The following is a 21521-nucleotide window of genomic DNA, read 5'->3' as shown; positions in this document are numbered from 1 at the left end:
CTTTTTCTAGATTCACCACTATCGAGAAAGCCCTGAATGACCTCGTCACTTTCCCCTGCCCTCCGAGTGATCTATAACGACGCGATTGCGCGCAACGCTCACGAGCCGGTCTTTCACCAAGCACTTCATGAGGTGCTTGAGTCCATCGCTCCCGTGCTTGAGAACCACCCTGAATTCGTCGACGCCGGAATTGTGGAGCGACTGGTGGAACCTGAGCGCCAGATCATGTTCCGCGTACCGTGGCATGATGACGCGGGCACCGTGCGCGTCAATCGCGGGTTTCGAGTGCAGTTTAATTCGGCTCTGGGGCCCTATAAGGGCGGATTGCGTTTCCACCCCAGCGTGAACCTCGGAATCGTTAAATTCCTCGGGTTCGAACAGATCTTCAAGAATGCGCTGACCGGTCAGGGAATCGGCGGCGCAAAGGGAGGCTCAGATTTCGATCCCCACGGCAAGTCTGATGCCGAAGTTATGCGTTTCTGCCAGAGCTTCATGAGCGAGCTGTACCGACACCTCGGCGAGCACACCGATGTACCCGCGGGCGATATGGGCGTGGGCGCCCGAGAGATCGGCTTTCTATTCGGCCAATACCGTCGACTCACCAACCGCCACGAATCTGGAATGTTCACCGGCAAGGGCATCCAGTGGGGCGGCGCCGAGGTTCGCACTGAAGCGACAGGTTACGGCACCGTCTTCTTCGCCCAAGAAATGCTGGGTGTCAGAAAAGACAGCGTGGAAGGAAAACGAGCGATTGTTTCTGGCTCGGGGAACGTCGCGATCTACGCCATCGAGAAGCTTCAGCAGCTCGGGGCGAAGCCCATCACCGCGTCTGATTCCGGCGGCTACATTATCGATGAGGGCGGCATCGACTTGGAACTGCTCAAACAGCTGAAAGAGGTTGAGCGCGCACGCATCTCTGAGTACGCGCTACGGCGCCCGTCAGCGCGATACGTCACGGGAGGTTCCGTGTGGGATGTGCCGGGCGAGCTGGCTTTTCCGTGCGCCACACAAAATGAACTCACCCTCACCGACGCCCATACTCTGCTGAACAACGGTCTCCAACTGGTGGCAGAAGGCGCCAACATGCCGTGCACTCCGGATGCAGTTGAGACCTTCCAAGCTGCAGATGTGTTGTTCGCGCCCGGTAAGGCCGCCAATGCTGGCGGCGTAGCTACGTCAGCGCTCGAGATGAGCCAGAATGCAGCCCGCCAACGCTGGGACTTTAGCTCCAGCGAAGACAAACTGCACGAGATCATGCGTGGCGTCCACGCCTCCGCGTGGGAGGCTGCGGAATTCTACGGCCGCCCCGGTGACTATGTCGTCGGTGCCAACGCTGCCGGTTTCAAGCGAGTCGCCGACGCGATGCTTGCGCAAGGAGTCATCTAGATCTTTCTTGCGGCGCCTGATCTTCTTGGGGCGCTTGATCTCCCTGCGGCGTCGGACTAGCAGTTCGACGCCGCAGCCCGCTGAAACAAGCTCTAGGCGTCAGACTCCTCGTCAGCCCACTTGCGCGCGCGCTCAGCAATAATCTGCGGAGCGCGTTCAGCTTCAGCGCGCGTGTCGAACGGCCCGTCGCGATCGACCGCCAATGATTGCGGCCCCTCTTCGACTTCACCAGTCTTGTGGTTGTACCACCATTGCTCCATGTGGTTCGTCCTTTCGTTCGCGGTAAGACTACGCCGGTAGACTAGAGCAATGCCTCGGGATAATTCTGGTCACCTCGTTCCGGGAGTAATCCCACCTCAACTCGCTGTGCCGAAGTCGATAACTCGACCGGAGTACGTCGGCAAGACGGCGCCACGCCCGTTCACCGGGTCGGACATCTATAGCGCTGAAGAGGTCGACCGTATCCGTGCCTCCGGAAAGATCGCTGCCGGCGCTGTCGAAGCGGTGGGCGCCTCCATCCGTCCCGGCATCACGACGGCAGAACTCGATGTAATCGCCCACCAGTACATGGTCGAGCGCGACGCCTACCCCTCCACTCTCGGTTACCGCGGGTTCCCGAAGTCGTGCTGCTCCAGCATCAATGAAGTGATCTGTCACGGAATCCCCGATGACACGGTGCTCGAGGATGGCGACATCATCAACATCGACATCACTGCCTACAAAGACGGCATGCACGGTGACCTCAATAAGACGTTCCTCGTCGGAAACGTGTCGGAGGACGCCCGCAACCTCGTCGAGCGCACTCAGGAAGCCCTCAACCGCGGCATCAAGGCCGTGGCACCAGGCCGTCAAGTCAACGTAATCGGCCGTGCGATCGAGTCGTACGCGAAGCGTTTCGGCTATGGCGTCGTTCGAGATTTCACCGGCCACGGAGTTGGCGCTGCGTTCCACTCGGGCCTCATCATCCCCCACTATGACTCCGCTCCGCAGTTTGACGATGTGATCGAAGTGGGCATGGTCTTCACGATTGAACCCATGCTGACGCTGGGAACTCACGAATGGGATCTCTGGGCAGACGACTGGACGGTCACCACCCGTGACAAGAGCTTGACCGCTCAGTTCGAACACACCATGGTTGTCACTGAGCGCGGCACCGAGATTCTGACGCTCCCCTAACGAGCTAGCTCGCATAAAATCTGACTCAACTCTCCGCACGCGAAAGTAGACACTATGACTCAGGCACTGGGAATCGACATCGGCGGCACCGGAATCAAAGGGGCCATAGTCGATACCGATACCGGAAAACTCGTGAGCGAGCGGGTGAAAATCGCGACTCCGAAGTCGGGTAAACCCGCTGCCATCGTCGATGTCGTCGTCGAGCTGATTGAAAAGCTCGGTGGCATTCCCGAAGATATGCCGGTTGGCGTGTGCTTTCCTGCCATCGTTCGCAACGGCAAGACGATGTCTGCCGCCAACATTTCCAAAGATTGGATCGGGCTCGACGCGGAGAAGCTGTTCGAGAAAGCGCTCGGTCGCGACATCCACTTCGTCAATGATGCGGATGCCGCTGGAGTTGCTGAGGTTCGCTACGGCGCCGCCAAAGGCGTCCCCGGTCTCGTGCTGCTCACCACCCTGGGCACGGGAATCGGCAGTGCGCTGATCTACAACGGAACGCTGGTTCCGAACTCCGAGCTCGGCCATCTGCTGATCGGCGGTCGCGATGCAGAAAAAGGCGCATCGTTCGCCGCAAAGGAACGTCGCCGACTGAGCTGGAGGGCTTGGGCGAAACGGCTGCAGCGCTACTACTCGCACCTCGAGCTGCTCTTCTCCCCCGACCTCATCCTCGTTGGCGGTGGCGTTTCTAAGAGTCACGAGAAGTTTTTGCCGCTGCTGAAGCTAAACACTCCCATCATTCCCGCGAAGTTGCGGAACAACGCCGGGATCATGGGCGCCGCCGCCCTCGCCGTTAAGGAGTAGGGATGAGCTTCCACGCCAACGAGCCCCACTCCGGCGATTTCGCGGGCCGCTTGAACTGGTTGCGCGCGGGTGTTCTCGGCGCGAATGATGGCATCGTCTCGGTCGCGGCCATCGTCGTGGGCGTCGCTGGTGCGACATCCGCCATCGCGCCGCTCATCACTGCCGGCGTCGCCGGGCTCGTCGGCGGGGCAATCTCGATGGCTCTGGGCGAGTACGTGAGCGTGAGCAGCCAGAGCGATAGCCAGCGTGCTCTGATTGAGAAAGAGCGCCGTGAGCTCGCGGAAATGCCCGAGGAAGAGTTGGCCGAATTGGCCGCAATCTATGAAGCCAAGGGCATCAGCGCTGCTACTGCTCAGCAGGTCGCCGAAGAACTCACGAAGCACGACGCACTGGCGGCGCACCTCGAAGCAGAACTCGGCATCACCGAGCATGACGTCGTGAGTGCCTGGCAAGCAGCCGGGGCATCCGCTCTCGCGTTCACGGTGGGCGGTGTGCTGCCGTTGGCCGCGATTCTGATCGCTCCCGAACCGATTCGAGTTCTTGCTACGTTCGTAGCGGTACTGACGGCACTCGTCATCACGGGTGCGCTCTCGGCACGGGTCGGCGGCAATAACTGGGTGCGGCCTACGCTGCGCATCGTGATCGGCGGAGCACTCGCGCTCATCACCACATTCGTGATCGGCACGCTGCTCGGAACAAGCGGCCTCGTCTAGCCGCCAACCCTGGCGATGCGTGTGCCGTACGGATGCGTTGCGCTGGTACACACGTCATGGGGCTGAAATGAAGGAATGGGCCGGCTAGTACGCCGGGTTCTGTTCACGCGGGACCGAAATCCCGTGCTGGACGGTCATCTATCTACGATGTACGTTGCCGCACACCTCTAGCGATCTACCCGAAGACTCGGCGAGCAGCCTTAGCGTCTTCTGTCTGATCTTGCTCCGGACGAGGTTTACCTAGCCGACCGAGTCACCCCGGCCGCTGGTGGTCTCTTACACCACCGTTTCACCCTTACCCCAGATCGAAATCTGTGGCGGTCTACTTTCTGTTGCACTGTTCTCGCGGGTTACCCCGGGTGGGTGTTACCCACCATCCTGCTCTACGGAGCCCGGACGTTCCTCGGTATCCTTGCGGATAACGCGACCGTCTTGCCGACCCATTCAACGGTCTAGCTTAGCGTTCAGGAAGCGCTTAGAGTCCCGACTCGTTCGTACGTACGAGAATGCCCTCGCTGCTGGCGCACATAATGACGGCATCGGGAGCGGCCGCACGAATCTCTTGCATTTCGTTCTCCAGCAATTTCACGCCGGACGCTAGCGACACTCCACCGCGCAGCATCGAGGCGCCGACACCATAACGCTCACGCTGACGTTCGTACAGCGCGAGTAGGTCTGCCGGGATCGTGGCCTGAAGTGCCGTGCGCCCCGTGCGTGTCGTGCCGAGTTCAGCTTCCACCACAGCGAGAGCCTCGTCACGGCTAGCTTCGAGCTCGGCCGCCTGAGTTGTAAGGTTTCCGCCCTGCTCGAGTAGGTTGTCGACAACCTTCTGCTGCGCTTCGAGCTTCTCCATCACGGCGAGCTCAATGTCTTCGAGGTTGCTGAGCCGCGTGCGCAAGGCCGTGAGCTCCTGTTCGAGGGCAGCAACGTCTTTCGGCGAGGAACTCGCATCGAGGCGTGCGGTATCACGCGCGATGCGCGCCTCAACAACCTTGACGTCCGACTCGATGCGGCTCATCTCAAGTTCGATGTCTTCTTTGATTCCACGCTCTTCAAGAATCGACAATTGAAGCTTGTCACGGTGCTTTTTAAGCTCCGAAAGCTGCTCGTGCTCGGGAAGCTTCTTAGCGCGGTGCTCCAACTGGGCAATCTTCGTGTCGAAGGCCTGTAGATCGAGGAGTAAAGCTTGGTCAGCGGGGCTAGCGGTCAACGCCATAGTCATGCTTCTTTCTGTCTAACGGTGCGCTTACTGCACAACCGCAAAATCCCAAGGGTCAGTGCGCAGTTCGCTCACCGTAATTGTTACGTCGGGCAGTAGAGCGCGCAGTTCGTCAGCCGCGGCGTCAAGCCACAACCATTCGCTCGCCCAATGCGACACATCGATCAGTGCCGGGCCGTTCTGCAACCGAGCATTCTCGCGAGCCTCAGAGGCCGGATGATGGCGCAGGTCACTAGTGATGTACACATCCGACGCCAACACGGCCGGGTCGTTCAAGTATGCGTCACCCGCTCCCCCGCACAATGCCACGGAGTTAACCAGTTGGTCGAAATCACCGGCAACACGGATGCCTGTTGCGGTCGGGGGCAAAATCTCACCAATGAGGCGAGCGAGACGACCGAGAGTCATCGCCTGCGGCAGTTGACCCGTGCGGCCGATGCCACGATCCGGAGTTTCGCCAGCGACGATGGGTGCGATGGAAGACAAACCCAGCTTGGTGGCGAAGCGACCTGATGTTCCGGTTTCTACGACATCCGCATTGGTGTGGGCAGCGAGCAGAGCGCACTCGGCCCGGATCAGCTTGGTGAGCACCGCACCTTTGTAGCGGTCGCTGGCGACCGAAGTAACGCCCCGCAGTAAGAGAGGGTGGTGCGTGATGAGCATGTCGGCGCCGGCGTGAATTGCCTCGTCGACGGTATCGAGAACCGCGTCAACAGCGAGTGAAATCGTTGACATCGGAGCCTCGAGGTCACCGGAGACGAGGCCCACGGCATCCCACGCTTCGGCACCAGAAACGGGCCAGAGCTGTTCAGCCGCGGCAATAACGTGAGCGACAGTAGTAGACACGCTGTCAGTCTAGGCGGGACGCGGAGCGCGCTCAGCTTGCTCAGCCTCTTGACGACGGATGGCCGGGATGCCCGCTGCGAGCGGTGTCAGGAGTCCGAGCCCGAGAGCAACAAGAACGCCCAGGTCAGTTCCGGCGAGTTCAGAGGTGAGGTCTACACCGAGAGCGGTGAAGCCGTAGCCCTGCCACGAGAGCCAGCTGATCGTCGCGCTGGTGAGCGCGAAGCCGATCACAGAGATCACGACGAAAGCGCTGAGGTTGACCCAGCGCACATCGCCGTAAACACCACCGCGGGAAAGCAATGCTGCGCTGTCCAGCTTGCGAGTGCGGATCATAGTCTCCGACGCAAAGATGCCGGCCCACGCTGCGGTAGGCACCGCGAGAGTCGTCGCAACATCCCGGAACAGTTCGTTGATCCCTCCATTGACGCCGAACGCGAAGAGGATGGCGAGAGCACCGAGCAGTACGGCAACGATCACGATCGACCATTGACGGGGAACGCGCACACCGATCGCTTGCAAGGCGAACCCGCCCGAGTAGAGACTCAGGGTGATGCCAGAAAGCAGGCTCAACGCCGCTGCGAGAAGCAGCGGAATCGGGTACCAACTAGGCAACAGAAGCATCAGCGTATCGAGCGGCGATGCCAAGAATCCACGCGCAATCGCCGGGTCGGATGCGGCGAGAAGCGCACCGTAAGCGATCAGTGCGAACGCGGGCAGCGCAGCGCCGAACGTAGCGGAGAGCATCGAAGCACCACCGCTCGAGGACGGACGCTGGTAGCGGGCGATGTCAGCACCGCTGTACGCCCAGACGAGGCCGAGGAAGCTGAATACGAGCACGGCGCCGGTGATCGTGAGCAACCACGAGCCGTCGGGGGTCGTGAGCGCCTGAGAGATATCGATGTACTGCGCCGTGAAGCCGATGAGGCCGACGACGAGAACTCCCGAAATGATGCTCAGGATGAGCTGGATGCGCGCGAAGAGTGGATACCCGGCGAATGCGATGACGAGTGCGACCAAGAACGACAGAGCAAGGGCGATGAGCAGAAGTTGGCGGTCACCCAACGCACCGTTCAGGCCGGACCCGACAAGAACAATCGCGACGGATGAGGCCAAAACCCAAAGCAGGACTGCACCCCAGAAGAGGCGAGCGATGAGAGCTACTACTGACGGTGCGATATTGCCTAGTACTCCGAAGGATGCTCGAGAAACCACCATGGTCGGCTGACCACTACGCTTCCCCGCGAGGGTTGTGAGCCCCAGAGGAATGAACGACAGCGCCACTCCGGCCAAGATAGCCACGATCGACTGGCGCAGGCTCATGCCTACCGCGAAGACGGCGGCTCCCAACCCCAAACTTACGATCGAGGAATTGGCAGCGAACCACAGCCAGAATAGACGAGCTGCGTGGCCAATTCGACGGTCAACGGGAGTCGGCTCGAGACCACTCTCTTCGAGGCTGAAAACCTTCTGAGCGGTGGGCGCAACTTCATCGAGTCCGAGCGGCTGTTGAGCAACAACGGCGGTTGAGAGCGCTACAGGCTGCGGAACTGAGGGCGCCGGAGCAGCCTCCGCAGCAACTGGAGCGTCAGCGGGCACGAGGAACGGCGCTGCCTCGGTCGCAGGGCCTGGCTGCGAGGTCAACGCAGCGGCAGCAACGGTTCCCGCCGCGGCTGCGCCTAGGGCACCAGTCGCGAATGGAATCTCGTCGTCATCAAGGACTGAATTCGCGGCGGGAGCGTCGCTGACGTCCGCGGAGAGATCCGTCGAATAGGTCAGGCGATCGCTGTCATCGACCGCGTCATCAGACTCTGCTTCGAAGGTGACCTGATTGACCGCGATCGAACCGGTCTGAAGCTCGGAAAGAGGATCACCCTGCATCGGCGGGGCGGCGTTAGCCAACAATGCAAGCAGGGGATCAGTCTCAGGCTCATCGGCGTCTACGTCGGCATCGTCAAGGCCGTCAGCCTTGAGCAGGTCGTCGAAGTCGATCGGCGAGGAGGCAACATAGTGAGGGTTCTCTGTCGACGCAAAGCTGAACGCCGGAGCAGCCTCAGTCGCGACGTCGGGAGTCGGTTCGACCGCAGGATCGATTGCCTCAGCGAGCTCATCGTCGTTGGCGGGGGCCGGGATTTCATCGGCCTCAGTTGCTGCAGCGAACGAACCAGCGCCATCGGCTGCTGACGCGTCGGGCAGGTGAGTGTCGGCGCTGAGGTCGAAGGCGAAGGGAGCGGCGATTTGCTCCTCGTCAGCGGACGCTTCAGGAAGGTCTACGGGCGAAACATCAGCGGGGGGCGGAGCGAATCCGAAATCGCCGAAGGAGACTTGCTCGTCGAGATTAGCCCGCGGCACGCGTGGCGCCACATCGGGCTGCACGAGAGCCGGCGGTGCAAACGGCAGTTCGTCGTAGTCGCCGTCTTCATCGGCAGGAAACTCCGGAGCTGCCTGTCCCGCGAAGCTGACGGGCTCGGCGGGAGCCGAAGGCGCCGGCGCTGCCGCTGCCGCGAAGGGGTCCTCGAATGCTAACGGCGCAGGAGTCGGCTCGTCAGCAACGGCGGGCGCTTCACCGTCTGATTCGGCCGACGCTGCGCTTTCTTCTGCCCTGATGTCTGAAGCCGGAGCTTCAGTTTCCAGCACCTCGGTTGATTCCGGCAGTTCTGACGCTGCTGACACCTGAAGCGACTCAGGTGCTTCCTGCGTTTCTGGTGCCACGGCAACCTCTGGGGCTGCGCTACTGAAGCTCAACAACCCGGATGCAGGATCAAATAACGGTGCGGGCGCAGCGTGTTCCTCGCTGACCTGCAGCTCGGGCTCGAGCTCGAGTGAGGACTCCTCCGCGGCGGGAACGACGGCTGCCACCTCGACCTCGGGAGTTGGTTCTACCTCGACGTCTGCATCGACGACAGGATCGGTGCCAGTTTCAGCGTCAGCGTCAGCGTCAGCGCGGTCTGCGGTCAGGGAGGATGATGTGGCTGCTGCAAAGTCCGCAGTTTTTGCGGTCGCGGTCGCGGCCTCGACATCCGCGGTCTCATCAATGACGGGCAGCGTGATCGCGCCCGTCAGGTCCGAGTGTGCAGCGAACGGAATCTCGTCTTCGAAATCGGCCGGAGGCGACCACGACTCGCTGGGCGGCGGAACATCCCACGCGGGCAATTGAGCTGCCTTGGCAACCTCAGGCACGTCAGCAACCTCAGGCACGTCGGTAACCTCAGGCACGTCGGTAACCTCAGGAGTTTCAGCAATCTCGGGTTCGTCAGCAACCTCTGGAGTCTCTGCAACCGCAGGAACCTGGAGAAGGTCAGCAACCTCAGGTTCGTCGGCGATCTCTGAAGCCTCGGCGGCATCCAGATCATCAGCGATCTCAGGCGCCTCTGCGATCTCAGGCGCCTCTGCGACAGCAGGGATTTCTTCGACCTCGGGAACCTCGGCAACAGCACGAGTCTCAGCCACTTCAGCGGCCTCAGCGTTCACAGGCGCCGCTGCACTTTCGAGAGGCGCTTCACCGGCGCTGGCTGGGGCGTGGGCAGCACTAGCGAACTCTTCCGGCGCGTCCTTGGCAGCAGGAACATCAGCGGTAAGCCCGGTCGCCGCAGCAGGTACGCTGCCGTCGACGACGTCGGCAAACTCCGAACGCACTTGATCGATGACCTGATCAGCAACGGGACCGCCACGCGAACGGAAGGTGGTCTCCCACTCCCGATATTCGCGCGCTTCTTCTTCGCGCAGACGCAACTGCGCTTCGAGAACTTCGATAACGCTAAGGGTTCCCGTCGACTGGTTCGCGGGATTATCCGCCCAGGTCAACAATTCTTCGTCGGCCATAGAGCGGCGAGTGGGCGGAGTGGGCGCGTCATCTCCGTCGCTGGCAGCAGCGCTCGCGTCGGATTCGATCGAGATCTCAGCCGCGGGTTCGCCGGCAGTCGGCGCCTCGTCTTCTGCGGATGGCGTACTGGCCGCGACGGGTACGTCAACGTCCGACGTAGCATCATCGATGGTCGACTCGTCGTCAACCATCGACGCCTCATCAACACCCGACGTGAACTCGGAGGACGGAAACTCGATCGCTTCATCTGCTGCTGGAGCAGCCGGCGCTGCGGGCATCCGCGGAGCGAAGCTGGAAACGAACGGAGCGGCGGGGAGCGACTCTTCGGCTGGTGAAGCATCCTCAGCGGCCGGGAACAGGTCCTCGATGCGAGGAGCTGGGGCGTCAGGCGACGGAGCAAAGAAAGACTGACGCGGGGCGAACGGCGACTCGAAAACTACGGGAGGGGCTGTATCCTCCGCCATTGTGTCAGCTACGTCAGCCGTGTCAGCGTTGTCAGCCACGTCAGCCGTGTCAGCCGTGTCAGCGATGCCAGCAGTATCAGCGGTATCAGCGATGCCAGCCGTGTCAGCCACGTCAGCCGTGTCAGCGTTGTCAGCCACGTCAGCCACGACATCGGCCGGTTCTTCACTGACCGCTGGCGCGGTGAACGAGGGCAGCGGGAAGTCTAAATCAGCAGCCGAATCCGTTGAGTCACTTGGTTCATCGGGCTGGCTAGCCGCAGCATCCGGAGCGACACTCTCGGACTCAGCGGGATGCACAGTGTCGGCGTCCGTCGTTGCTGCGGCAGCGCTTTCTGGAGGAAGCGAAAGGAAGGCGCTGGCCTCATCGTCGCTAACGGAATTAGCCGCGACCGGTTCCACGGTCTCAGAGTCAGGGAGATGGTGCTGCACCGACTCTTCGTCCACACTCAGGGCGGACGCGATGTCCTCATCCGCATCGATCGCGTTCTCTGCGCTCAATGACCATGGGGCAAGCGGCGGTGTGGTCGCGGTTACGTCTGGAGATTCCTCGAGAGCACGATCGGACTCCAACGCATCCTCATCGGCGGCTTCATTCTCCGAGGCGAGAGGTGGTGTGGATTGCGAGAGCGCGTCGAGGTCGTCGTGGGCCTCATCGCCGGGCGCAGGAGTCGCCGGTGCAGGGGCATGTGCCGCGAAGAAATTCACGACGGAATCGAACGGGGCGTCATCGGCGGGCTCGTCGACGCTGAACGAACTCGACGTATCCGTAGCAGGAGAGCTCGGTTCATCGACGCTCTCGGCGGATTCATCGACGGTCTCGGCGGTTGCCTCTTCTCGGGAGTCGTCAGCGAAGGCAGCGACGAAGTCAAAATCGGCGTCGCCGCTCTCGACCGCTGCAGCAGAGTCAAAGACCGGGGCCTCGGAATCCACACCGTCTGCGGTGGAGTCAACAGCGTCCTCGACGGCATCAGCATCACTGGATTCGAGCGAGGTCGCAGGATTATTCGCTTCTCGGAACGCGGCGTCGAGGTCGAAGGCCGAAACACTTTCGACGAGCGGCGACTCCGCTGCGGCCTCGTCGACCTCGGCGGAAGCATCCGCTGGGGCGCCGTCGTGGTTGTCGGCGTTGTCGGCGTTGTCGGCTACGGGAGCGATATCTGCACCATCGTGCTCAACGGCGTCTACAGGCCCTTCGGCGTTGACAGCGTCTCCGTCCGCCTCGGCTTCTTCGACCGCAACGGCCGGCTCCTCGGCGTCGAGTGACAAAAGCCCATCGAGGCCAAGGTGGGGCACTTCGTTGGCCGCGGGCGTTTCCTTGCTATCAAGGTTCCACATCGGCGCACCCTCAACAACCGCTTCAACAGGAAGCGCAGCGGCGTCATCGACCGAGAGCTCGCTGGGCGTCGTCGGCTCGGCCGGCGCCGGTGCCGGCGCTGCGGTTGCGGTAGGCGTTCCTACCTCAGGCTCGAGCGGTCCAAGTTTCCAAATGTGATTCGCGGGGGCGTCGGATGCTGCCTCATCTGAACTGGACGCATCGCCAGCGACCTCAGAAGAAGGAGTCGCCCACATCGTCTCATCGAAGTCATCAGCCGATGCTGGAGCGGTGGGCGCTGTGGCTTGAGGCTCATCAGGCGCGAAAAGTGACTCAAAGCTGAACGCCTCGTCGTCTGTCGAGGCCGCACTCAGGTCGAAAGCACCACCCGACGGCTCTTGCTCATCAGTGGCGTCAACCGCCGCGATGGCTTCTTCCTCAAGGGCCGCGAGTTCCGCGGCCGCCGCGGCCGCGTTCTCTGTTTCCGCCTCAGCGGGAGTCCGCCGACGAGAAATGCGCGAAGCAAAGAAGTCGGGCGTGGTGTAGTCGGCAGGAATTCGGTAAGGGTCGTCGTCGTCCGGCGAAGCAGTGGCTGAGGCATCAGCAGCTGGCTCCTCAGCATTCACGGGCGCATCCAAAATCTCTGGTGACTCGGGAGCATCGAGTTGCGGGACCGCTTGAGCGGGATCTGGTGCTGGCGCCATCGCCCAGGGAGGCATTCCTTGGCTGAGCGCATCTGCAATGTCAGAGCGCTGAAATTCTTCGTTCAAATCGAAGGGCGCACCAAGTGGCGTGTTGGCGGTTGGTGCCTCTGAGCCGTCACTTGTCGAGACGGGGTCGATTAGCTCTTCGTTGAGGGCAGCATCGAGATCGATAATGCCGTCGGCTGAGGCCTCGCTGAGGTCGACTCGACCGTCATCGCTCAGGTTGTCAGCCGGATCTGCATCGGAATTTTTCGTGGATGCAGCCTGCGGGAAAAGTAGATCGAACTCATGATTTGAAGACGTTTCGTCGTTCGCACCGTTCGCGTCGTCAACGTCGTCGTGGAATGCCATAGACAAACTCTAAGGTGAGACCAATGCTTTGCGGGTATGACTAGCCGTTATTAGCACAGTTACCCCAACAAATTGGTTCGCGATCCGAGCGGAACTCTTAACGCCGTGCGGGTTCGAGGCGACCGTGCTGCACGACGGATCAAGGCCGGGACGCAGAAAACCCCCGTCGGTGACGGGGGTTTTCTGTTGCGGTGGGCCCTACCGGGATCGAACCGATGACATCCACGGTGTAAACGTGGCGCTCTACCAGCTGAGCTAAAGGCCCGCAGCGACGCAATGCGAAGCGGCGCTCGATAATGCTACACGGGATTTGAGCGGCGGTTGCACACCCACCCTCAAACGGTCAGCGACGCTCAGATGAAAGCCGCTCGATTGCCCGCTGGTAGTCAGCAAACTGGCGCGGCTCGCCCAATTGAGACGAGATGACGTCGCGGACAATTCCGTTGATATCAATCAAAAAGCTCGACCGGCGGGCAAAGCCCTTCTCGTCGAGAAAAACTCCGAATGATTGCGCGACTGCGCCGTGGGGCCAGAAATCTGAGAGCAGCGAGAGACTGATGCCCTCGGCATCGGACCAGGCTCGCAGTGTGGCGGCAGAATCCACCGAAATCACGACGACTTCGACCCCGGCACTGGCCGCCACATCATGCCAGTCATCGAGTTGGACAAGCTCTTGAGAGCACACAGGAGAGAAAGCCAACGGCAGAAACACGACCAGAACGGCGCGACGAGTCAAAAGTTCCCGCGAATCGATCGATTGGCCGTGCTGATTGCGCAACACAAAGCTTGGCGCACGCGTCCCCGGCGTAATCGACATACACAACCTTTCGTGAAAACTGAGCGAATGCCCTGTGTTTACGGGAGAAAAAGCCCCGGTTCGAATCTTGCCGCATTCGACAACTAGAATCGGTGGGCGTAGTCGATCCCATCACATCCGCAACCCGGTAGTGCCTCGACTCGCACGACTCTGTTCTCTACACGAAAGAGGTCAACGGTGACGGTAAACGACCAGGACCCATACTCGGTAACCAACACCGACAAGGACCCGGAGGAGACCGCCGAGTGGAACGAATCACTCGACTCCCTCGTTGCAGCACAAGGACACGAGCGCGGTCGCGAGATCATGCTCAGTCTTCTCAAGCGTTCCAAAGATTTGCACCTTGGTGTCCCGATGGTTCCGACTACGGACTACATCAACACCATCGCTAAGGATGATGAACCCGAGTTCCCCGGCGACGAAAAGCTTGAACGTCGCTACCGCGCGTGGATCCGGTGGAACGCCGCAATCACGGTGCACCGCGCGCAACGCCCCGGCGTCGGCGTTGGCGGTCACATTTCGACGTACGCGTCGTCTGCCGCGCTTTACGAAGTAGGCCACAACCACTTCTTCCGTGGCGCAGACCACGAGAGCGGTGGAGACCAGATCTTCTATCAGGGTCACGCCTCCCCCGGCATGTACGCCCGCGCCTTCCTCGAAGGTCGCCTGAGCGAGAACCAGCTTCTGGGCTTCCGCCAAGAGAAGTCGCAGGCTCCGAACGGTATTTCGAGCTACCCGCACCCGCGGCTCATGCCCGAGTTCTGGCAGTTCCCGACGGTTTCGATGGGCCTCGGCCCGATCAACGCGATCTACCAGGCTCAGAACAACAAGTACATCAGCAACCGCGGCATCAAGGATGTCTCCGATAAGCAAGTCTGGGCATTCCTTGGCGACGGCGAGATGGATGAGGTTGAAAGCCGCGGAGCCCTGCAATGGGCCGCCAACGAAAAGCTCGACAACCTCAACTTCGTCATCAACTGCAACCTGCAGCGCCTAGACGGCCCTGTTCGCGGCAACGGCAAGATCGTTCAAGAGCTCGAGAGCTTCTTCCGCGGTGCCGGCTGGAACGTCATCAAGGTCATTTGGGGCCGCGAGTGGGACGACCTGCTCGCCAACGACCATGAGGGTGCCCTGCGCGACCTCATGAACCGCACGCCCGATGGCGATTACCAGACCTACAAGGCTGAGTCTGGAGCCTACGTTCGCGAAAACTTCTTCGGCCGCGACCCCCGCACGCTGAAGATGGTCGAGCACCTGAGCGACGACCAGGTCTGGAACCTCAAGCGCGGTGGCCACGATTACCGCAAGGTTTACGCCGCTTTCAAGGCTGCGAGTGAGCACAAGGGCCAGCCGACGGTCATCTTGGCGAAGACGGTCAAGGGCTACGGCCTCGGTCCCAGCTTCGAGGGGCGCAACGCGACCCACCAGATGAAGAAGATGACGCTTGCTAATCTCAAGCAGTTCCGCGATGAGATGCACATTCCGATTACGGATGCTGCGCTCGAAGCTGATCCCTACCAGCCGCCGTTCTACCACCCCGGTAACGACGACGAGGGCATCCAGTACCTTCAGGAGCGTCGCCGCGAGCTCGGTGGCTACGTTCCCGAGCGTCGCAGCAAGTACACGCAGATCGAGCTTCCCGAAGCGAAGACCTACGACATCGTCAAAAGGGGTTCCGGAAAGCAAGAGATCGCCACCACCATGGCGTTCGCTCGTCTGCTGAAAGACCTCCTGCGCGATAAGTCGATCGGTAACCGCATCGTGCCGATCATTCCGGATGAGGCACGCACGTTCGGCATGGACGCGTACTTCCCGACCGCCAAGATTTACAACCCGGCCGGGCAGCACTACACCTCGGTAGACCGCGAGCAGTTGCTGGCCTACAAGGAGAGCCCGCAGGGTCAGATCGTGCACGTCGGCATCAACGAGGCGGGCGCCTTCGCGGCGTTTACCGCGGTTGGCACCTCGTACGCGACTCACGGCGAACCGTTGATTCCGGTATATGTCTTCTACTCGATGTTTGGGTTCCAGCGCACGGGCGATGCCATGTGGGCTGCTGGCGACCAGATGGCGCGCGGCTTCATCATGGGAGCGACGGCCGGTCGTACGACACTGACAGGTGAAGGTCTGCAGCACGCTGACGGACACTCGATTCTGTTGGCATCCACCAATCCTGCGGTCATCAGCTATGACGCTGCCTACGGCTACGAACTGGGCCACATTGTGCGCGCCGGTATCGAACGCATGTATGGCGGCAAGCACGAAGACCCCAACGTTATGTACTACCTCACCTTGTACAACGAGCCTCTCGTTCAGCCCGCTGAGCCCGAGAACTTCGATGTTGAGGGCGCGCTTAAGGGCATCTATCACCTGTCATCGCCGACTATCACTGGCCCGCGGGCACAGTTGATGGCGTCAGGCGTGGCCGTTCCCTGGGCTCTCGAAGCTCAGCAGATTCTGGCTACGGACTGGGGCGTTGCCGCTGACGTGTGGTCAGTCACATCCTGGACTGAGCTGCGTCGCGAGGGGCTTGCTGTAGAAGAACACAACTTCCTCCACCCCAACGAAGAAGCTCGTGTTCCTTATCTGACGACGAAGCTCGCGGATGCTAAGGGACCATTTGTCGCCGTAACTGACTTCATGCACGCGGTCCCCGACCAAATTCGTGCTTTTGTTCCCGGTGACTTTGCGACCTTGGGTGCCGACGACTTCGGTTTCTCGGACACCCGCGCAGCTGCCCGTCGCTTCTTCAAGATCGACAGCCACTCGCTGGTTGTTCGCACCTTGCAGTCGCTCGTAAAGCGCGGCGAGATGGACCCGGCTGTGCTTTCTCAAGCAATTGAGCAGTACGACCTCCACGACGTCAACGCTGGTACCACCGGTTCTGCCGGCGGCGAAAGCTAGGCAAAAACAATTCCCCCGGTACAGAAGACCAAGGCGCAAACGCTCGCTTGGTTGCGTGTTATCTCGGGCGAACTATCGACGGCGACGCTCAAGCGTCTTGAGGACACGCTGCCCTGGTACGGAGAAATCCCACCAGGGCGGCGTTCCGCCGTTGGGCTCGTCGCTCAGGCCGGAATTACCAGCTTCATTAGCTGGTTTGAAGACCCCACTTCTACCCCGTGGATCGCGGCCGACGTTTTCGGCGCGGCCCCCCGCGAGCTTTTGCGGTCGGTGTCGTTGCTCCAAACTTTGCAGCTCATCCGCATTGCGGTCGAAGTTGTTGAAGCGCGAGTCAAGGCTGACGATGACGTACTTCGCGAAGCGATTCTGTTGTACTCGCGCGAGGTCGCATTCGCTGCCGCCGATGTGTACGCTCGCGCTGCTGAAGCGCGCGGACTGTGGGATGCACGTCTCGAGGCTCTCGTCGTCGACTCGATCCTCAGCGGTGAGTACGACAACGAACTCCCGAGCCGCATTGCGGCTCTGGGCTGGAACGGTCACGGCGAGGTTTGCGTGCTCGTGGGCACCTCCCCACGCATGCTCGACGTCGACCAATTGCGTCGTACCGCGCGTCACCTCGACGCCGACGTTCTCATTGGCGTGCAAGGCTCTCGGCTGGTGCTCGTCATCGGCCGTGCGGCTCCACGCTCGGAGAAGGCCGAAGACGACCAACCTCTACCCTTCATTACGATCGCGGAGCAACTCGAGCCTGGCTTTGGTAGCGGCCATCTCGTGCTCGGCCCTGAAGTGCCGAGCCTTGTCGATGCCTCCAAGAGCGCTAAAGCAGCTCTAGCCGGTTTCGCAGTGGCGCGCTCGTGGCGCAACGCTCCCCGGCCGACGTTGGCGAACGATCTGTTACCGGAACGCGCTTTCGCAGGAGATCCCCTCGCGCGCTCCACTCTCATCAACAAGATCTACAAACCGCTTCAGGCTCACTCCACTGACCTCCTCACGACGTTGTGGTGCTACCTCGACAACGGGCGGTCGCTCGAGGCCACTGCGCGGGAACTGTTTGTGCACCCCAACACCGTTCGTTACCGCTTGAAGCGAGTCAGCGAAGTCATCGGCTGGGATGCGACCGGAGCGCGCGAAGCGTTGATCTTGCAGGCGGCCCTCATCGTGGGTTCAATTTCTGATCCCGAGCCTGGACGCACCCGCTAACGTTCCGTCCTTTGGTGAGTTCACACAACGATCCCGTCGAGCTTTGGTGGGGTCATCCAAGCGATTCCGACGAAAGATTGGCAGACTAGCAAAGTGATTGTTGTAGTAGCGCCCGGACAGGGCTCCCAGACCCCCGGTTTTCTCGAGCCTTGGCTCGAAGACCCCGCCCTGCGCGAGCAGCTCGGCGCGATCTCCGAAGCGGCTGGCATTGATCTGATCGCCCACGGCACCACGTCTGATGCCGACACGATCCGCGATACCGCAGTAGCTCAGCCGCTTATCGTCGCTGCGGGACTTCTCACGCTCAGCGCACTGACTGCCGGAGACCGCCGCAAGCACATTGGTGCTGTCGCGGGTCACTCCGTGGGCGAGATCACGGCGGCAGCGGCTGCCGGCATCCTTTCCGAAGACGATGCGATGCGCTTTGTCGTGCAGCGCGGATCAGCCATGGCGGCCGCTGCTGCCTTAGAGACCACCGGAATGTCCGCGGTGATCGGCGGAGACGAAGCTGCCCTCCTAGAGCGTCTCGACGAGTTGGGCCTTCAACCAGCGAACTTCAACGGTGGCGGCCAGATCGTCGTCGCGGGAGCGCTTGACGCGCTAGCCGCGCTCTCCGCAGAACCGCTCAAGGGAACCCGCGTTGTGCCGCTTCAGGTCGCAGGCGCGTTCCATACCCGCTACATGCAACCCGCGGTCGCTCACCTTGAGACAGTCGCCGCTGGCCTCACGGCGCACGATCCATCACTGCCGATCTACACGAACCGCGATGGTTCGCTCGTCGAAAGCGGATCTCATTTCGTTGATCTCCTCGTCGGTCAGGTCTCCTCGCCGGTTCGCTGGGATCTCACCATGAACTCCTTGGCGGATGCGGGAGTCACGGGCATCATCGAACTTGCGCCAGCAGGCGCGCTAACCGGCCTCGCCAAGCGTGGCCTCCGCGGAATTCCTGCCGTGGCTGTCAAGACCCCAGACGATCTATCCGCAGCATTTGACCTGATGGAGGCCAACGCATGACCGCACCCACCCTCACCCAATCCACCGGGTCACAGTTCACCAAGATTTACAGCTACGGCGCTGCCCGCGGTGACCTCGTCGTTGACAACAACCAGCTCGTTGAAGCGATCGACTCGAGCGACGAGTGGATTCAGCAGCGCACCGGCATGATCACTCGTCGTCGTGCATCAGCGGGCATTCTTGCGGTCGATCTCGCTACCGATGCCGCTCGCGAAGCGATCGAGAAGTCAGGGATTGACCCCGCCGAGATTGACCTCGTCATCATTGCGACGATCAGCAACGTTCTGCAGACGCCATCAATGTCCGCCGTCGTAGCGGACCGTGTGGGCGCTAACCCTGCAGCGGCCTACGACATCAACGCTGCCTGCGCTGGCTTCAGCTACGCCGTGACGCAGGCCGACGCCCTTATTCGTTCGGGTGCCGCCAAGTACGCCCTTGTCATCGGCGCCGAGAAGCTCTCTGACATCGTTGACCCCACCGACCGCAGCATTTCCTTCCTCCTCGCCGACGGCGCGGGCGCAGTTGTCATTGGCCCAAGCGACACCCCCGGCATCTCCGCACCCGTGTGGGGCTCGGATGGCTCGAAAGCTGACGCCATCAAGATGAATGCGACACTCGTCGACTTCCGCGAAGGTGATGCTGCCTGGCCAACGCTGCGCCAAGAAGGCCAGACAGTCTTCCGCTGGGCAGTGTGGGACATGGCTAAGGTTGCGAAGGAAGCATTGGATGTTGCGGGAATCACCGCAGACGACCTCGCTGCCTTCATCCCCCACCAGGCCAACATGCGCATCATCGACGAGTTCGCGAAGCAGCTCAAGCTGCCCGAGTCTGTTGTGATCGCCCGCGATGTCGCCGAGATGGGCAACTCCTCAGCTGCATCCATCCCGCTCGCGACTCACCGTCTACTTGAAGAGAACCCCGAACTGAGCGGCGGCCTCGCCCTTCAAATCGGTTTCGGAGCGGGCCTCGTCTTCGGCGCGCAAGTAATCGTTCTGCCGTAGTACCCCTCAGAATCACTGCTGCTGGCCTACACTGGCTAACGGTTATTTCACATCCCAAGGAGAAAAAATATGGCACTGTCCACTGAAGAAGTTATGGCCGGATTGGCTGAGCTCATCAACGACGAGACCGGCATTGCGACCGACACTGTTGAAATGGGCAAGTCGTTCACCGATGACCTCGACATCGACTCGATCTCGATGATGACGATCGTTGTCAACGCTGAAGAGAAGTTCGACGTCAAGATCCCCGACGAAGAGGTCAAGAACCTCAAGACCGTCGGTGACGCAGTGAGCTTCATCACCGCCGCTCAGGCGTAACACCCGCTCGACGTGGACGGCCAACCGCACTCGTTGCGGTTGGCCTCCGCGCAGCACTCCAGAAGCCTGCCGTTCGCGGGCTTTCTGAGCCATGCACTCAAAAGGAACGTGAAATGACCAAAAAGATCGTTGTCACCGGTATCGGTGCCACTACGCCCATCGGCGGAACCGCGACCGAGTCGTGGAACGCCCTTCTCGCTGGCGAATCGGGAGCCCGCTCTCTCGAGCAGGAATGGGTAGAAACCTATTCGCTCCCCGTAACCTTTGCTGCACAGGCCAAAGTGCGCCCTGAAGAGGTTCTCGAACGCGTTGAGTACAAGCGTCTCGACCCCTCAAGCCAGTTCGCTCTGATCTCTGCCCGTGAAGCTTGGGCCGACGCGGGTTCACCCGATGTCGACCCCGAACGAATCGGTGTTGACTACTCCACCGGTATCGGTGGACTCTGGACTCTCCTCGATGCGTGGGACACCCTGCGCGAAAAGGGACCGCGTCGCGTTCTACCCATGACGATTCCGATGCTCATGCCCAACGCCGCTGCAGCCGCGATCAGCATGGCCATTCCGTCGCGTGCATACGCTCGCACCGACGTCTCGGCCTGCGCTTCCAGCACCGAAGCGCTCGCTAACGCCTACGCCCACCTTCAGGCCGGGCTTGCGGATGTCGTAATCGCCGGCGGAACGGAAGCGGTGGTTCACCCACTTCCCATCGCCGCCTTCGCCTCGATGCAGGCACTCTCGAAGCGTAATGACGATCCGGCGACGGCATCACGCCCATATGACGTTTCTCGCGACGGCTTCGTACTGGGTGAAGGAGCGGCAACGCTCGTTCTCGAGACTGAAGAACACGCCCTCGCCCGCGGCGCTCGCATCTACGCCGAACTCGCTGGCGGCGCTGTGACGAGTGACTCGTTCCACATCACGGCTCCCGACCCCGAGGGAACCGCCGCAGCACGCGCTGTGCGCGACGCTCTCGACGCTGCCGGAGCAACGCCAGAAGACGTGACCCACATCAACGCTCACGCGACGAGCACACCAGTCGGTGACATCGCCGAGTACAAGGCGCTTCTGCGCATCTTCGGCGACCACCTGCCGAACATCCCCGTCTCAGCCACTAAGGGCGCCACCGGGCACCTCTTGGGCGGCACAGGAGCACTCGAGGCTATCTTCACGGTCCTGGCTCTCCACCACCGCACGGCTCCCCCGACGATCAACCTCACCAACCAGGACCCCGCGATTCCGCTGGACGTCGTGACGACGCCCCGCGACCTCGGCTCAGGTCCCCAGCTGGCGATCAGCAACTCGTTCGGCTTTGGTGGCCACAACGCGGTTGCAGCATTCCGTTCGGTCTAAGCTCCGTCGCACTCGGCGGCTATGCCTATGAGCGCATAACGAAACATCGCCCGCCCGATCATGAGATCGAGGCGGGCGATGTGTCCTTAACGAGTGTGATGAGGCGAGAGACGATTTCTCCGTGCC

General features: G+C 61.3%; 15 protein-coding genes, 1 tRNA gene and 1 other RNA gene. 10 read left to right on the top strand and 7 right to left on the bottom strand.

Annotated elements, in window-relative coordinates; translation table 11 throughout:
- Positions 1 to 36: 36 nt before the first annotated feature.
- On the top strand, positions 37 to 1386 hold the full coding sequence (gene gdhA / locus I6E58_RS07700; RefSeq protein WP_197131940.1) for an NADP-specific glutamate dehydrogenase: 1350 nt from the start codon (positions 37 to 39) through the stop codon (positions 1384 to 1386).
- A gap of 92 nt (positions 1387 to 1478) precedes the next feature.
- On the opposite strand, the gene I6E58_RS07695 is transcribed toward gdhA, so the two are convergent.
- Positions 1479 to 1646, bottom strand: a complete 168-nt coding sequence (locus tag I6E58_RS07695; protein WP_129071535.1) for a methionine aminopeptidase — start codon at positions 1644 to 1646, stop codon at positions 1479 to 1481.
- A gap of 49 nt (positions 1647 to 1695) precedes the next feature.
- Between I6E58_RS07695 and map the strand changes: the two genes are divergently transcribed.
- Genes map through I6E58_RS07680 form a run of 3 tightly spaced genes read left to right on the top strand, consistent with a single transcriptional unit; the run spans position 1696 to position 4076 of the window.
- Entirely contained in the window at positions 1696 to 2562 is an 867-nt protein-coding gene (gene map / locus I6E58_RS07690) for a type I methionyl aminopeptidase (protein ID WP_197131937.1), read from the top strand.
- Between the two features lie 54 nt (positions 2563 to 2616).
- Positions 2617 to 3363 (top strand): polyphosphate--glucose phosphotransferase, encoded by a 747-nt coding sequence (ppgK, locus tag I6E58_RS07685; RefSeq protein WP_197131934.1) that lies wholly within the window; start codon positions 2617 to 2619, stop codon positions 3361 to 3363.
- Positions 3364 to 3365: 2 nt separating this feature from the next.
- Positions 3366 to 4076, top strand: a complete 711-nt coding sequence (locus tag I6E58_RS07680) for a VIT family protein (RefSeq protein WP_197131932.1) — start codon at positions 3366 to 3368, stop codon at positions 4074 to 4076.
- 72 nt (positions 4077 to 4148) lie between these two features.
- Here the strand turns inward: I6E58_RS07680 and rnpB are convergent.
- From rnpB to I6E58_RS07650, 6 genes are all read right to left on the bottom strand, one after another.
- Positions 4149 to 4519: RNase P RNA component class A (gene rnpB / locus I6E58_RS07675), an RNA gene on the bottom strand.
- 32 nt (positions 4520 to 4551) lie between these two features.
- Positions 4552 to 5292, bottom strand: a complete 741-nt coding sequence (locus I6E58_RS07670; protein WP_197131929.1) for a zinc ribbon domain-containing protein — start codon at positions 5290 to 5292, stop codon at positions 4552 to 4554.
- Between the two features lie 30 nt (positions 5293 to 5322).
- The gene (locus tag I6E58_RS07665) at positions 5323 to 6141 is read right to left on the bottom strand and encodes a Nif3-like dinuclear metal center hexameric protein (protein ID WP_197131927.1); all 819 of its coding nucleotides are present in this window, start codon (positions 6139 to 6141) and stop codon (positions 5323 to 5325) included.
- A gap of 9 nt (positions 6142 to 6150) precedes the next feature.
- The gene (locus I6E58_RS07660; RefSeq protein WP_197131925.1) at positions 6151 to 12792 is read right to left on the bottom strand and encodes a cytosine permease; all 6642 of its coding nucleotides are present in this window, start codon (positions 12790 to 12792) and stop codon (positions 6151 to 6153) included.
- Positions 12793 to 12984: 192 nt separating this feature from the next.
- Positions 12985 to 13057 (bottom strand) — tRNA-Val (locus I6E58_RS07655).
- Positions 13058 to 13135: 78 nt separating this feature from the next.
- Complete coding sequence (locus tag I6E58_RS07650) at positions 13136 to 13609, bottom strand: redoxin domain-containing protein (protein WP_197131923.1); 474 nt, start codon at positions 13607 to 13609, stop codon at positions 13136 to 13138.
- Between the two features lie 177 nt (positions 13610 to 13786).
- Between I6E58_RS07650 and aceE the strand changes: the two genes are divergently transcribed.
- The 6 genes from aceE to I6E58_RS07620 all read left to right on the top strand — a co-directional run bounded on the left by aceE (position 13787) and on the right by I6E58_RS07620 (position 21395).
- Positions 13787 to 16513, top strand: a complete 2727-nt coding sequence (gene aceE / locus I6E58_RS07645; protein ID WP_197131921.1) for a pyruvate dehydrogenase (acetyl-transferring), homodimeric type — start codon at positions 13787 to 13789, stop codon at positions 16511 to 16513.
- Positions 16514 to 16564: 51 nt separating this feature from the next.
- Positions 16565 to 17713, top strand: a complete 1149-nt coding sequence (locus I6E58_RS07640; RefSeq protein WP_231595171.1) for a CdaR family transcriptional regulator — start codon at positions 16565 to 16567, stop codon at positions 17711 to 17713.
- A gap of 93 nt (positions 17714 to 17806) precedes the next feature.
- Positions 17807 to 18727 (top strand): ACP S-malonyltransferase, encoded by a 921-nt coding sequence (locus I6E58_RS07635; protein ID WP_197131918.1) that lies wholly within the window; start codon positions 17807 to 17809, stop codon positions 18725 to 18727.
- Positions 18724 to 19728, top strand: a complete 1005-nt coding sequence (locus I6E58_RS07630; RefSeq protein ID WP_197131915.1) for a beta-ketoacyl-ACP synthase III — start codon at positions 18724 to 18726, stop codon at positions 19726 to 19728. The genes I6E58_RS07635 and I6E58_RS07630 overlap by 4 nt, the downstream gene beginning before the upstream one ends.
- Positions 19729 to 19797: 69 nt before the next feature.
- The gene (locus tag I6E58_RS07625; RefSeq protein ID WP_129071547.1) at positions 19798 to 20046 is read left to right on the top strand and encodes an acyl carrier protein; all 249 of its coding nucleotides are present in this window, start codon (positions 19798 to 19800) and stop codon (positions 20044 to 20046) included.
- Between the two features lie 113 nt (positions 20047 to 20159).
- A complete protein-coding gene (locus tag I6E58_RS07620) occupies positions 20160 to 21395 on the top strand; it encodes a beta-ketoacyl synthase (RefSeq protein WP_129071548.1) in 1236 nt (411 codons plus the stop codon).
- Positions 21396 to 21521 lie beyond the last annotated feature (126 nt).

It is taken from the genome of Salinibacterium sp. SWN1162 (assembly GCF_015864675.1).
Taxonomy (GTDB): Bacteria; Actinomycetota; Actinomycetes; order Actinomycetales; family Microbacteriaceae; genus Rhodoglobus.
The sequence above is the reverse complement of the archived record's forward strand: the minus strand, read 5'-3'. Positions and strand labels throughout refer to the sequence as shown.

Excerpts from the sequence above, each read along its gene's own strand:
- I6E58_RS07625 (WP_129071547.1), top strand. The coding sequence starts at position 19,798 with ATGGCACTGTCCACTGAAGAAGTTATGGCCGGATTGGCTGAGCTCATC.
- I6E58_RS07630 (WP_197131915.1), top strand. The coding sequence starts at position 18,724 with ATGACCGCACCCACCCTCACCCAATCCACCGGGTCACAGTTCACCAAG.
- I6E58_RS07680 (WP_197131932.1), top strand. The coding sequence starts at position 3,366 with ATGAGCTTCCACGCCAACGAGCCCCACTCCGGCGATTTCGCGGGCCGC.
- I6E58_RS07650 (WP_197131923.1), bottom strand. The coding sequence starts at position 13,609 with ATGTCGATTACGCCGGGGACGCGTGCGCCAAGCTTTGTGTTGCGCAAT.
- I6E58_RS07695 (WP_129071535.1), bottom strand. The coding sequence starts at position 1,646 with ATGGAGCAATGGTGGTACAACCACAAGACTGGTGAAGTCGAAGAGGGG.
- map (WP_197131937.1), top strand. The coding sequence starts at position 1,696 with ATGCCTCGGGATAATTCTGGTCACCTCGTTCCGGGAGTAATCCCACCT.
- gdhA (WP_197131940.1), top strand. The coding sequence starts at position 37 with ATGACCTCGTCACTTTCCCCTGCCCTCCGAGTGATCTATAACGACGCG.
- ppgK (WP_197131934.1), top strand. The coding sequence starts at position 2,617 with ATGACTCAGGCACTGGGAATCGACATCGGCGGCACCGGAATCAAAGGG.
- I6E58_RS07670 (WP_197131929.1), bottom strand. The coding sequence starts at position 5,292 with ATGGCGTTGACCGCTAGCCCCGCTGACCAAGCTTTACTCCTCGATCTA.
- I6E58_RS07620 (WP_129071548.1), top strand. The coding sequence starts at position 20,160 with ATGACCAAAAAGATCGTTGTCACCGGTATCGGTGCCACTACGCCCATC.
- I6E58_RS07660 (WP_197131925.1), bottom strand. The coding sequence starts at position 12,792 with ATGGCATTCCACGACGACGTTGACGACGCGAACGGTGCGAACGACGAA.